At 70.1% G+C, this 12,445-nt stretch carries 10 protein-coding genes; 1 reads left to right on the plus strand and 9 read right to left on the minus strand.

The window, feature by feature from the left end:
- Positions 1-114 precede the first annotated feature (114 nt).
- Both NW895_RS37060 and NW895_RS37065 read right to left on the minus strand, forming a co-directional pair.
- Positions 115-315: a hypothetical protein gene (locus tag NW895_RS37060; RefSeq protein ID WP_289941324.1), complete on the minus strand. Its 201-nt coding sequence runs from the start codon at positions 313-315 to the stop codon at positions 115-117.
- A 152-nt stretch (positions 316-467) separates the two neighbouring features.
- The gene (locus NW895_RS37065) at positions 468-1,385 is read right to left on the minus strand and encodes a diacylglycerol kinase family protein (RefSeq protein ID WP_289941325.1); all 918 of its coding nucleotides are present in this window, start codon (positions 1,383-1,385) and stop codon (positions 468-470) included.
- Between the two features lie 577 nt (positions 1,386-1,962).
- On the opposite strand from NW895_RS37065, the gene NW895_RS37070 reads away from it, so the two are divergent.
- Complete coding sequence (locus tag NW895_RS37070; protein WP_289941326.1) at positions 1,963-3,195, plus strand: SpoIIE family protein phosphatase; 1,233 nt, start codon at positions 1,963-1,965, stop codon at positions 3,193-3,195.
- On the opposite strand, the gene NW895_RS37075 is transcribed toward NW895_RS37070, so the two are convergent.
- The 7 genes from NW895_RS37075 to NW895_RS37105 form a co-directional block, all read right to left on the minus strand.
- On the minus strand, positions 3,182-4,285 hold the full coding sequence (locus tag NW895_RS37075; protein WP_289941327.1) for a substrate-binding domain-containing protein: 1,104 nt from the start codon (positions 4,283-4,285) through the stop codon (positions 3,182-3,184). The two genes, NW895_RS37070 and NW895_RS37075, sit on opposite strands and share 14 nt — an antisense overlap.
- Before the next feature lie 184 nt (positions 4,286-4,469).
- A complete protein-coding gene (locus NW895_RS37080; protein WP_289941328.1) occupies positions 4,470-6,059 on the minus strand; it encodes a family 43 glycosylhydrolase in 1,590 nt (529 codons plus the stop codon).
- Between the two features lie 95 nt (positions 6,060-6,154).
- Positions 6,155-7,093, minus strand: coding sequence for a carbohydrate ABC transporter permease (locus NW895_RS37085; protein WP_289941329.1), 939 nt, complete (start codon positions 7,091-7,093; stop codon positions 6,155-6,157).
- A complete protein-coding gene (locus tag NW895_RS37090) occupies positions 7,093-7,980 on the minus strand; it encodes a sugar ABC transporter permease (protein ID WP_289941331.1) in 888 nt (295 codons plus the stop codon). The genes NW895_RS37085 and NW895_RS37090 overlap by 1 nt, the downstream gene beginning before the upstream one ends.
- 10 nt (positions 7,981-7,990) lie before the next feature.
- Positions 7,991-9,334 carry an extracellular solute-binding protein gene (locus NW895_RS37095; RefSeq protein WP_289941332.1) on the minus strand — a complete coding sequence of 448 codons (1,344 nt, stop codon included), beginning with the start codon at positions 9,332-9,334 and terminating at the stop codon, positions 7,991-7,993.
- Between the two features lie 374 nt (positions 9,335-9,708).
- Complete coding sequence (locus NW895_RS37100) at positions 9,709-10,797, minus strand: LacI family DNA-binding transcriptional regulator (RefSeq protein WP_289941333.1); 1,089 nt, start codon at positions 10,795-10,797, stop codon at positions 9,709-9,711.
- A gap of 321 nt (positions 10,798-11,118) precedes the next feature.
- On the minus strand, positions 11,119-12,132 hold the full coding sequence (locus NW895_RS37105; RefSeq protein ID WP_289941334.1) for a hydroxyacid dehydrogenase: 1,014 nt from the start codon (positions 12,130-12,132) through the stop codon (positions 11,119-11,121).
- Positions 12,133-12,445 lie beyond the last annotated feature (313 nt).

The raw sequence follows: 12,445 nt of genomic DNA on the forward strand, positions 1-12,445 counted from the left end.
TCGACAAGCACGCCGCCGCGTTCCGCGACAGCGTCCCTGTCCTGCGCCCACCGCGGCCGTAGACGGCCGTTCGCGGGCTCTCGGGAACCATGGACCGCGGCCGTGAGCGCCGGGTCAGGGCGGCGGCTTCCCGCAGCGCGCTGTTGGCGCCGGCGCCGAAGCCGGGCCGCATGGGTCGTCCAATTGGACGCGCACCTGCTCGCCGTCCTGCTCGAAACCAGTGACGGTACGGCCGAAGCAGATCACGTCCTCCAGGCCGACGGCCATGATCTGCCGCAGGGAGTGGGCGGGCCCCTCGGTCAGCGCCCGCACCACACGGTCAGGGTCCCGTCAGCCCCACGCCTTCATGAAGCCGGATGTCCAGCAGATGATCCGCGAAGGCGGATGGTGGGCGAGCGGAGTGCAGCGCGGACATCACCACGGTCGGGCCGACTCCGGTGAGGCAAAGGGATACGGAAGGCCGGCACTCAGGGACTTCCCCTCCGTGGCGCCATCGCGTGCCCCGGCGGCGTGCCCGGCCGGTCCTTCGGCAGCAGCACACGCAGGGCACCCGGCCGGATACGGCACACGATGGGCAGAGGAAGCCGCACCGCTTCGCCGTCGACGCCCGCGTCAAGATGCCGCACCTCACCGTGCAGCGTGATGCCGGGGGCAGACCAGATGACGGCCCCATCCCCCGCCGACCCGGCACCGCGTTTGTCCTGTCGCAGTTCGCCGCGCAGATGCCGCAGAAGATCCGGGGGAGCCTGCGCTGGGCGCTTGAGGACGATGACGCCCAGCTGTCCCGTGCTCAGGGAGAAGCGACGCCCCAGCCAACGCGGTGTGGCCAGGTGGTAAGGGTTGTTGGAGATCAGCACCACCTGCGGGAACTCGACGGTCCCCCATGGTGTGTCCACGCGGGCCTCGACCCACTGCCTGCCCTTGAGGTAGCCGGGCGCCACTGCGGCGAACGCGCGAGGCTTGTCCTCCCGGTACCCGGGCTCCAGCAGGGCGTCGGCGTACACACCGAAAGAAACGTTGTTGACGAAGACACGCGAGCCGAGCACCCCCAGGTCCACCTGCGCGGGCTCACCGTCGACCAGGGCGTCCAGCGCCCTTTCTGGATCGCGCAGATCGAGCCCCAGGTCCCGGGCGAAGTGGTTGCGGGTGCCCGCCGGGACCACGACCAGCGACCGGCCCGTGTCGGCGGCCACCGCGGCAACCGCCGACACGGTGCCGTCACCGCCAGCGACCCCCAGCACCTGCGCCCCCTCCAACACGGCGTTCCTCGCGAGCGACGCCGCGTCCTCCTCCGCGCTGGTCGTCCAGACCTGGGCTCCCGTGCCCTCGCCCCGCTGTACCAGGCCGTAACGAGCCGTCTTGCCGCCGCCCGAGCGTGGATTCATCACGATCACCACCCGGGCACGCGTCCGAGCGCCGGCCATCACCGCATCCACTCTCGGTGGACAGGCGGTGAGAAGGAATTGCCGGCCCATGTCCGCCAAGGTCGCCAGGCTTCCGCCGAGCAAGGGTCCTGTGGTGCGGTGCCATGCGGGGGCATGGTGCCGGTGCCTGCTGGGGTTGCGGAGGGGGATGTCATGCCGCCTCACCCTCCCGGTAGAGGGGTGGATCGGTTCCCCTCCATCGTCACTCCGCCCAGCCTCGTACTGCCTGGCGGGAGGTGGGAAACGGAGAGTTTCCAGGTCGGTGCCGACGCCCTGGCTGCCGCTTCGGGCGATCTCTCTGCGATAACAGCAGCGCTGGGAACTCCTCGCTCCAGAAGGCTTGCCGATGCCTCCGGCGGAGACTCTGAACGAGCCGGGGCCGGGTCGGTGGGCATAGCTCCAGCTGTGGGGCAGCAGCTTCCGGGACCCCGGCCGGGGTCGCGGTGCGGGGTGAACGAACGCGAACGAACGAGCCCGAGCACTGGATCGCCCGTAGATTGGAAGTCCAGGAGTCGTGCTCGGCCTCGGAGAGCGCGTGATGACAGCGGACATCGATTTCACGGCGTTCTTCGACGCCACACCAAGCCCGTACCTGGTGCTGGATGCGGACCTGGTGATCCGCTACGTCAACCCGGCCTGCCTGCGGACTGCCGGCCGGACCAAAGACGAGTTGATCGGGAAGTACTTCTTCAACGCCCTGCCGGAAAATCCCGGCTTCGACGACGAGGAACAGAATCTGAAAGCCACCCTGCACCGGCTTCTGGACACCGGGAAGCCGCAAACCGCGGTGCTCCAGCGGTACGACCTTCCCGCCCCCGATCAGCAGGACGGGTTCGAGGAGCGATGGTGGTCAGTGGTCCACACCCCGCTGTCCGCGCCTGACGGCACAGTGAAGTGGATCATCCAGCAGATAACGGACGTCACGTCCTTCGTCCACTCACCCCGGGCACGTCGGCTCGGCGAGGAGTCGCCCGAACGAACGGAGGGCATGGCAGCCGAGCTGTACGCCCGGGCCCGCGAGCTGCACCGGCTGAACCAGGAACTGCGCCAGGCCCACGCCCGCGAACGGCAGGTCGCCATCACCCTGCAGGAAGCCATGCTCTCCGTCCCCGACCTGAACCGGCACAGCAACATCGCCGTGCGCTACCTGCCCGCGACCGCGTCACTGAACGTGTGCGGCGACTGGTACGACATCGTCGACCTGCCACCCGACCGCTACGCCGTGGCGGTCGGAGATGTCGTCGGCCACGGACTGCACGCCGCCGCCATCATGGGCATGCTCCGCAGCGCCCTGAGCGCCGTCATCCGCGCCATCCCCAGCCCCGCCCAGGCCCTGGAAGTCCTCGGCCTCTATGCCCGATCCGTGGACGGAGCCATGGCCGCCACCGCGGTCAAGGTACTCATCGACACCCGCAGCAGGCTGATCATCTACAGCAACGCCGGGCACCCACCGCCGATCCTGCTCCACACCGACGGGACCTGCGACCTGCTGGACCAGGCCACCGACCCGCCACTCGGCACGCGCGAGCACCATGTCCCCCGCCCCCAGGCCGGCCTCCCTTACGGGCCGGGAGACACCCTCGTGCTGTACACCGACGGCCTCATCGAACGCCGCGACGAGGACATCGACGCTGGCTTGGAACGCCTGACCACTGCCATGGCCCAGGACCGAACCCTCGCCCCTGAACTGCTGGCCGACGCACTGCTGACCCGGCTCGACGTCGCCGGGGGTGTCTCTGACGACATCGCTCTCGTCATCATCCGCCTATAACCACCCTCGCCGGGGCCGGAATCCCTCCGACGGGACGGGCCCCCGACCACACGCGTGGCGGGGCCGTGCTCGCGCGTTCGATCAGGCGGGTGGAGAGCTCGGTGCGGGTGCCCTCGGGGCGGTCGCCGTTCATCATGCGGACCAGCAGGCGCAGGGCCGTCGCCGCCATCTCCGACAGCGGCTGGCGGACGGTGGTCAGCGCCGGGGTGGCCCAGCGGGCCTCGGGCAGGTCGTCGAAGCCGACCACACTGATGTCGTCCGGCACCCGCAGCCCGCGCTCGGCCAGCGCCTCGTACACCCCGAGCGCCATCGCGTCCGAGCAGACGAACACGGCCGTCGGCGGCTCCGGCAGATCGAGGAGTTCCAGCATGTGGTGGTGGGCCACCGCCGGGTCGAAGCCGGCGTGGCGGACGTACTCGGCGCGATGGCGCACGCCCGCCGAGGCGAGTGCCGAGCGGTAGCCCGCGACCCGCCCGCTGCTGCACTGCTTGCGCCGCTGACCGGCGATGACGGCGATCCGCTCGTGGCCCAGGGACAGCAGGTGCTCGGTCGCCGTCACCCCGCCCTGCCAGTTCGCCGCGCCCACCGACACCACGCCCGGCGGCGGCTCCAGCACCGGGTCGATCATCACGAACGGGATGCGGTGCTGCTCCAGCCACGCGTACTGGGACTCGGTCAGCTCCGCCAGGTTGAACAGCACCCCGGACGAACCCCGGGCGACGAGTTTGTCCAGCCAGCCGCGCTCCGGCCGCCCGACCCGTGTCCGGTTCAGGCCCGCCGAGACCACGACCTCCAGACCCGCGTCGTACGCGGCTTCCTCCACGCCGTGCAGCACCGCGCCCGACCAGGAGCAGTCCAGCGAGTGCACGATCAGGTCGACCAGGCGGGGCGCCTTCGAGGCGTCGTAGCGGGGTCTGCGGACGTAGCCGAGCCGGTCCAGCGCCTCCGTGACCCGGCGGCGTGTCTCCGGTGCCACGTCCTCCCGGCCGTTGACCACCTTGGACGCGGTCGGCACCGAAACCCCCGCCTCGCGGGCCACCACCGCCAGCGTCGGCCCGGACGCCACGCCTCCACTCCCCGCACGGACCATCGCGAACCCGCCTCTCCGGCCCGCCCGGGGGCCATGAAAGTTTCGACCAGCGCTGCTCCCGCGGTCCTCGGAACCGACCGAGCAGAAAGCGCTTCCTACTGTAGGTCTGCCTCAGGACCACGGGAAGACCGAGGAAACAAGGGGATCTTGCCGATCAAAACTTTCGAAACCTCGAACGCCGCGGTCACGAGGGAGTGCACACCAGCCGAAAACCGGTGAAGTCCGCGGTAAAGGCCGCGTCGACGAGGTCCCGGGCGTGGATGCCGGCCATCGCCCCGGTGAAGCGCAGCCGGGATCCGTGGTCGTCGGAGAGCCGACTGAAGTCCAGCGCCGGACCGATCGCCGTCCGCGCACCGTCGCGGACGTACCAGAAGCGCGCGTCGGCCTCCTCGATCGTCACCCCGAGCGTCAGGGGCGCGCGCGGGTCCACCTCGACCACGGCCACCTCCCGGGTGCCCTCCTCGTCGCGGTCGACGAGGCTGAGCACCGTACGGCCCCCGCCCCGCCACTGCTGGCCGCGCTGCGGCTCGCCCTCGGGCTCCGCCCAGGTGAGGTCGAGACTGAGATACGCCTCGGCGTCGTAGCGCAGCACCAGACCGGCGGCCTGTGTGAAGGTGCGCGGCCGGGCCTCGACCGTGACCTCCGCCTCCGCCCGGTGCTCGGTGATGCGCTGGGCGAGCAGGCTGTGCGCCCAGCGCGACTCCGGTCCCTGCCGGCCGCGCAGCCGGATCCACCCGGGGCGGCTCGTGGTGTCGGCCCAGGAGGGGTCCGGCGGTTCACGCAGGGTGCTCCACGGCCAGGACAGCGGCTCCGGCTGCTCGACCGGTGGCCGCGGATCGGGCCGCGTCGGTACGTCGACCTCCACCGCCGGATGCCAGCCGCCCTGCCGCAGCCGGGGCCGGCCGTCGGCGTCCCAGGTCACGGCCTGGATGGCGGTCTCGCGGCCGAGGGTGCAACGCGGGCCGTGCGGGGTGTGCAGCGGACGGGCCGTCAGATGGCTGAGCACCCACTGTCCGTCCGGGGTTTCGACCAGTTCCCCGTGCCCGGCCTTCTGCAAGGGCACCGACGGGTCGTCCCGGGTGGTCAGCAGGGGCCGTTCGTCGAGTTCGTACGGGCCGGTGAGCTCCCGGCTGCGCGCCACCCGCACACCGTGCTCGAAGCCGGTGCCGCCCTCCGCGAGCACGAGGTGGTACCAGCCGCCGTGGCTGAGCAGCTTGGGGCCCTCGATCAGCCGCTCGTGCTGGAGCAGCAGGTGCGTGTCGCCGACCGTGGCCAGCGTGTCGCGGTCCAGCTCGGTCAGGACGATCCCCGCGAAGCGCCGGCCGCCCGGACGGTGGTCGTTCTGCAGGTTCAGCAGCCACAACCGCCCCTCGTGGTGGAAGAGGGCCGGGTCGAAGCCGTGGCTCGCGATCCGCCGCGGGGCGCTCCACTCGCCGGCCACGTCCGTGGCCGTACACACGTAGGTGTCCACGTCGAAGTACGGCGTCCCCACCGAGCGGACCACCGAGTACACCACCCAGAACCGCTCCCCGTCCCAGCTCAGCGACGGCGCCCAGATGCCGCCCGAGTCGGGCACCCCGGCCAGCGAGCCGCCGGGGGCCGCGCCCCGGACGTGGCCCGCGTACTCCCAGTGGGCCAGGTCCCGGGAACGGTGGACCGGAATCGTCGGGAACCACTCGAAGGAACTGGTCGCCACGTAGTACCAGTCGCCGACCCGGACCAGGGAGGGGTCCGGGGCGAAACCGCGGATGACGGGATTGTGCAGCACGGTCACGTGGGGCTCCGGAAGAGTCGGTTCACCCGGAGACCGCAGGGAGTCAGGGTCACCTGCGGCCCCCGGGAGTCAGGGCAGGCGGACGGCGGTGGTGGTCACTTGAGGGCGCCCATCGTGACGCCGGTGCGCCAGTAGCGGCGCATCGCGATCATCATGATCGCCATCGGGATGATGGACAGCAGCGCGCCCGTCAGGACGAGACTGGTCACATCGATGCCCGACTCCGCCCGTTTGCCGGTCCAGTTGTACAGACCCAGGTTGAGCGTCCAGTTCTCCTCGCCGCGCAGCACGGTCAGGGGGAGGAAGAACGCGTTCCAGGTGTTCACGAAGGCGAGCAGGAACACCGTCGCGCCACCCGTGGTCATCATCCGCAGCACGATGCTGAAGAAGATCCGCAGCTCGCCGGCGCCGTCGATACGCGCCGCCTCAAGGAGCTCGAAGGGGATCGTGGCCTCGGTGTACACCTTGGCCAGGTACACGCTGAACGGATTGATCAGACAGGGGATGAGCATCGCCCACGGTGTGTCGACCAGGCCGATCGCCGAGAACAGCAGGTACAGCGGCAGGGTGAGCAGGGCGATCGGGATCAGGAAGGATCCGACCACGGCCGCGAACACCAGGCCCCGCCCGGGGAAGTCGAAGCGCGCCAGGCCGTATCCGGTGGCGAGGGCGATGAGGGTGCCGCCGAGGGAGCCGACCCCCGCGTAGAGGAACGAGTTGGCGGTCCAGCGCAGGAAGATGCCGTCCTCGTAGGTGAACACCTGATGCAGGTTCTCCCACAGGTGGAAGTCGGAGAACCACAGCCCGTTGCTCTGGTACAGCCCGACCCGGTCCTTGGTCGCGGCGACCAGCAGCCAGTACACCGGGAACAGGCTGTAGACGCTGGCCAGGACCAGACCGAGCAGGAGGAACCGCTGCCCGCCCCGTGACCGGGCAGCGGGGTCGGGGCGGGTGAGCCGCCGCACGGTGCGCCCGCCGGGTGGCGCGGTCGCCGTCTCCGTGCCGTTCTCCTCGCGGTTTTCCGTCAGCGCCATCAGTCCGCCTCCCTCGAGGTCAGCCGGTAGAAGAGGAAGGACGCCACACCGAGGATCAGGGCGAGCAGCACCGACAGGGTCGCGGCGTAGTGGTAGTTGGCGGCGTTGAACGCCTGGTTGTAGATGATCATGATGGGGGTGAAGCTGTCGCTGACCGTCTGCGGGGTCACGTTCCGGAACAGCGCGGGCTCATTGAAGATCTGCAGCATCTGGATGATCGACAGCAGAGCGGTCAGCACCAGCGCGCCGCGCACGAACGGCACCTTGATGCTCAGCGCGATCCGCAGCTCCGAGGCGCCGTCCAGCCGCGCGGCCTCGAACAGCTCGCGGGGCACGCCCTGGAGCGCCGCGTAGATGATCACCATGTTGTAGCCGATGCCGTGCCAGGTCAGCAGGTTGCCGATGGCCGGCCACACCATCGAGGGTGCGAAGAAGTTCCAGTGGAACCCGAACAGCTCGCCGAGCGGAGTCAGCGGGCCCACCTGAGGGCTGTACAGGTTGATCCACACGATGGCCGCGACCACGCCGGGGATCATGTACGGCACCAGCAGCAGGATCCGGAACCGGCCGGCGGCCTTCGCGGTGACCGCGTCCAGGAGGAGCGCCAGCACCAGGCTGATGAGCAGCATGAACGGGATCTGGACACAGGCGAACAGCACCACCCGCAGGATGGAGGTCATGAACGCCGAGTCGGTCAGGCCCTTGCCGTAGTTGTCCAGCCCGACGAACTCCGTGGTCGCGCCGCCGCCGAGCCCCAGCCCGGACTGCTTCTCCAGGAACAGCGACTGGTAGACCGCGTAGCCGATCGGCAGCAGGTAGAGGAAGACGAAGCCGAGCTGGAAGGGCACCGTGAACGCGGCACCCTTCCAGCGCTGGGAGCGAATCATCGAGTCCGCCTCAGCCCTTGACGCTGATACCGCGCTGCTTCAGGTCGTTGACCGTCCACTCCTGCATGTGCGCGAGGAGGTCGGTGACCTTCTGCTTCTTGCTGACGACCTTGGCCCACTCGTCCTGCATCTCCGTGAACATGGCGGTCCAGTTCGGGCCGAAGGTCCAGCCGGTCCGGACGGTACCCAGGCTGTCCGTCACGATCTTCTTGGCCGGCTCGTAGTTCTTGCCGAGCAGCTTCTCGGAGATCGCCTCGGAGACGTAGGAGTCACTGTCGGCCAGGGCCGGCATCACACCGCTGCCGGTCTCCGGGCTCGCCATCGTCTTGACCGCACCGGGGTCGGTGGACATCCACAGGGCCACCTTGGCGGCCTGCTCCTTGTTCTTGCACTGCTCGCTGACCAGCGTCAGGTTGCCGCTCTGGTTGGTCCCGGCCGGCGTCCGGGGCGCCTCGCCCTTGAAGGTCGGCCAGGGGGCCAGGGCCCAGTCGCCGAAGGACTTGGTGAAGTTCTGCACCATGCCGGACATCTGCCAGGTGGAGATCTGCCGGGTCGCCGTGCCGCCGTTGTCGTAGTTGCGCTGCACGGCGGCGTAGTCGGCGAAGGACAGCTTGGAGTCCAGGTCGTTGTCGATGATCTCCTGGATCACCTTCGCGGCCTTCAGCGTGCCCTCGTCCTGGAAGTTCACCTTCCAGGAGTTGCCGTCGATGCTGTACCAGTTCGCCCCGGCCTGCATCGCCAGCACCTCCAGGGTGCTCGGGTCCTCACCGGCGTAGTTGGTGATCTTGATGTTGTGCTTCTTCAGCACCTTGCCCGCGGCGATGAAGTCGTCCCAGGTGGCCGGGGCCTTCAGGCCGTACTTCTTGAAGATGTCGGTGCGGTAGATGGTGAAGGCGGGTGCCGAGGCCGTCGGGACGCCGTAGATCTTGCCCTGGACCTGGCCGACCGCCCACGAACCGGCGTTGAACTTGTCCTTGCTGGACTCGACGTACTGGGTGATGTCGGCGAGCGCGCCCTGCGAGACCCAGCTCGTCACGTACTCACCGGTGTTCTGCAGCAGACAGGGCGCGTTGCCCGCCTTGACGGCGTTGGTCAGCTGCTTCTGCATGGTCAGCTGGTCGGTGACCTTGGTGTACTTCAGCTGGACGTCCTTGTGGCCGGCGTTGAACGCCTTGACCACGGCCTCCTGACCGTTGGCCCAGCCCCAGAAGTCGAGGGTGACGGGACCGGAGGACTTGGACTTGGACTCGGAGTCTCCGGAGTCGGAACCGCCACAGGCGGAGAGCAGACCAGTGAGGGCGATTCCCGCGACGGCGGCGGAGGCGAACCTTCTCCGGGGGCTGGTGAAGTTCATCTGACCGGGATCCTTCGAATGAGAGCGTTCGGAAGAACGAGAGGACGGCGGCTCGGTGGTGCTGGCCAGGAACGGCGGCCGGAAACCGTCGGCTCGCGGTTGCGGGGGGTCGGCCAAGCGGAAGCTGTAGTAAGCGGTTGCAGGGACGGTAGGCCGTGGGATCCGCGTATAGCAAGAGGTGCGCGGAAATTTGTTACGGCGGATCGTCCGTCCGGTGATCTGCGGTCGACCTGGCGAGATGCGCGGCGCGGCGGGCGTCATTGCAGGTCAAGGCCCTGTCAAGACGGTCGGGCCATGGACCGGCCGGTATCCCCGGCTGTCGCCCGCGAGCTCGGAAGCAGTCGAGAAACCGTTTACGTAACAATCGCCGGAGGTTACCGGCGCCGGGCAGGCGGCTGCACGGAGTTGCGTACGACGACATGGGTGCCCAGCACCAGATGCTCACCGTCGGCGCTCTTGCGGCGCCCCGCACCGCCCTCGCGGCGATCGGCCACGGCACGCAGCGCGACCCGGCCCATCTCCTCGTAGGGCACGTGCACGGTGGTCAGTTGGGGGGTGAGCTGGGAGGCGAGCGGAATGTCGTCGTAGCCCACGATGGAGACGTCCTCGGGCACCCTCAGGCCGGCCGCGCGCAGGGCCTGCATGGCGCCCGCGGCGACCACGTCGGTGCCGGCCAGCACCGCGGTGAACTCCAGCCCCTCGCGGAGGGCCTCCTCGACGGCCTCGTAGCCGTGCTCGTAGTCGTACTGGCCGTGCCGCACCAGGTCCGTGTCGAAGGGCACCCCGTACGCCTCGAAGGCCCGCCGGGCACCGTTCAGCCGGCCCTGCGCGGTGGTGAGCTCGGCGTGCCCGGGCAGCACCAGGACCCTGCGGTGGCCGGCCGACAGCAGGTGGCTGGCCATGGCGTAGGCGCCGCCCTCGTTGTCGTAGTCGACCGTGGTCGCCGGGACGTCGCCCTCCAGCGGAGGTCTGCCGACCAGCACGAGGTGGGAGCCGGCCGCGTCCAGGGAACGGGCGAAGCGGGCCATGCGCAGCTGGTACTCGTCGTAGTCGTAGGCGCCGCCGAGCAGGACGACGGCGGCGACGCCCTGCTGGCGCATGAGGTTGACGAGCGCGAGCTCTCGCTCGGGATCATCACCGGTCGTACCCACCAGCGACAGCCAGCCGCGCAGGGTGGCGGCGCCCTCGACGCCCTTGGCCACGTGGGCGAAGGCGGCGCCGGTGATGTTGTTGATCAGGATGGCCACCGTCGGGGTGCCGCCGCCGGCCAGGGAGCGGGCGTGGGCGTTGGTGACGTAGTCCAGGTCCCGGACGACCTTCATCACACGCCGGCGCAGTTCGTCCGAGACCGGGTAGTTGCCGGACAGCACCCGCGAGACGCTCGCCACGGACACGCCGGCGCGCTCCGCCACGTCGCGGATCGTCGCCCGGCCGGCGTCGCTGGGCGCCTTGCGCTGACTCACCGTTGGGGCTCCTTCACCGTCGTGGCCCGATCACACCGGCCGGGGCCCCGCCCCACGCCGGTGCGGAAACCGTATCCCATCGTTACTCCAGGCTGGAGAGGGCTTGTGGAGGGTGGTCGGTGAGGGCGGTGCGGGGGTGCTCCCGGGAGGGCGAGTCACGGGGGGCACGCCGGTGTCGAGAGCCCATGGGGGTCTCCCCGCGCGAGCGTCTGCGGGAGTGGCGGAGCGGTGAAGCCCGGAGGGCTGAGCGCGGTCGGGCTCTCTGCCCCGGCCCGGGTGCCCGGTGGGCGATCGAGCGGGGCGAAGGCGCGGGCGGCATCGTCAGGCGACCCGGGTGAGATCCGCGTGCAGCACTCGGTGAACCGGCGCCACCCCCGCCACCAGCCGTTCCAGTTCCTCGACGACGATCCGCCCGAGGCGCTCCAGCTCGTTCCCGAGGGAGCCGGCGATGTGCGGGGTGAGGAAGACGTTGGGGAGCTGGTAGAGCGGGGAGCCGGCGGGCAGCGGTTCGGGTTCGGTGACGTCCAGGATCGCGCTGAGCCGGCCGGAGACCAGCTCGTCGGTGAGGGCCTCGTGGTCGACGAGGGCGCCGCGCGCGGTGTTGATCAGCACGCCGCCGTCCCGGATCAGCGCGAGCCGCTTGCGGTCGAGCATGTGGTGGGTCGCGGGGATGTCGGGGGCGTGCAGGCTCACGATGTCGCTGTGCCGGAGCAGGTCCTCCAGCGGGAGCGGTTCGGCGCCGAGGGCGGCGGCCTCGGCCGGGCTGACGTACGGGTCGTGCAGCAGGACGGTGAGGTCGAACGGCCGCAGCAGCTCCAGCAGCCGGCGGCCCACGCGCGAGGCGCCGATGACGCCGATGCGGCGGCCGAGGTTGCCGGTGGCCGCGGTCTCGGCGGGGGTCGGGTAGGCGTGGGTGCGGCGGAAGCGTTCGCGGTGGTCGAAGGTGTCCTTGCCGGCCAGCAGGATCATCGCGAGCGTGTACTCCGCGACCGGCAGGGCGTTGCCGGTGACCGCGCTGGAGACGGTGACGCCGCGTTCCCACAGGGCCTGGCCGACCAGGGAGCGGACGGAGCCGGCGGCGTGCAGGACGGCGCGCAGCCCGGGGGCCGCGGCCAGGGCGCCGGCGTCGAGGTGCGGGCAGCCCCAGCCGGTGATCAGCACCTCGGCGCGGGCCAGGGTGTCGGCCGCGGCGGGGTCGGAGAAGTCCTGGACGACCAGTGCGGGATCGATGTCGGCCGTCTGTCTCAGCCGGGCCATGACCGGCGGAGGAAAGAGCAACGGCAGGTGCACCGGATCCATCGCGAACACGGCCCGTGGCTGCTGGGGGCTGGGCATGACTCTCCTGGGACAGTGGATGGAAACATTTTCTGAAAGCGCCTTCTACCGTAGATCTGCGGGAAGGGGCGGTCAATCGGCCGGACGAGTTGAGCGGACCACCAGTTCCGGATCGGGCCCTGTGGTGCACATACGCCCATGTCGTAGCAGGGGCGGACAGAGAGCGCGGCAGGCTGGGGGAGTGCGCCACGCGGGGCGGGTGTGGCCGGTCGGCCGGTGCGGCGTGCACCCCGGGGCTACTGCGGCTGGAAATCGGTTACGACTCTCAGGCCGCGTCCCTCAGTGAAGTCGCGGGGTGCGGCAGCCGAGGTCG

Source organism: Streptomyces sp. S.PNR 29, from assembly GCF_030386795.1.
Classification (GTDB): domain Bacteria; phylum Actinomycetota; class Actinomycetes; order Streptomycetales; family Streptomycetaceae; genus Streptomyces.

Bases quoted from the DNA above. Each gene is read 5' to 3' on its own strand.
- NW895_RS37065 (WP_289941325.1), bottom strand. From the start codon at position 1,385: ATGAATCCACGCTCGGGCGGCGGCAAGACGGCTCGTTACGGCCTGGTA.
- NW895_RS37070 (WP_289941326.1), top strand. From the start codon at position 1,963: ATGACAGCGGACATCGATTTCACGGCGTTCTTCGACGCCACACCAAGC.
- NW895_RS37075 (WP_289941327.1), bottom strand. From the start codon at position 4,285: ATGGTCCGTGCGGGGAGTGGAGGCGTGGCGTCCGGGCCGACGCTGGCG.
- NW895_RS37085 (WP_289941329.1), bottom strand. From the start codon at position 7,093: ATGGCGCTGACGGAAAACCGCGAGGAGAACGGCACGGAGACGGCGACC.
- NW895_RS37090 (WP_289941331.1), bottom strand. From the start codon at position 7,980: ATGATTCGCTCCCAGCGCTGGAAGGGTGCCGCGTTCACGGTGCCCTTC.
- NW895_RS37095 (WP_289941332.1), bottom strand. From the start codon at position 9,334: ATGAACTTCACCAGCCCCCGGAGAAGGTTCGCCTCCGCCGCCGTCGCG.
- NW895_RS37105 (WP_289941334.1), bottom strand. From the start codon at position 12,132: ATGCCCAGCCCCCAGCAGCCACGGGCCGTGTTCGCGATGGATCCGGTG.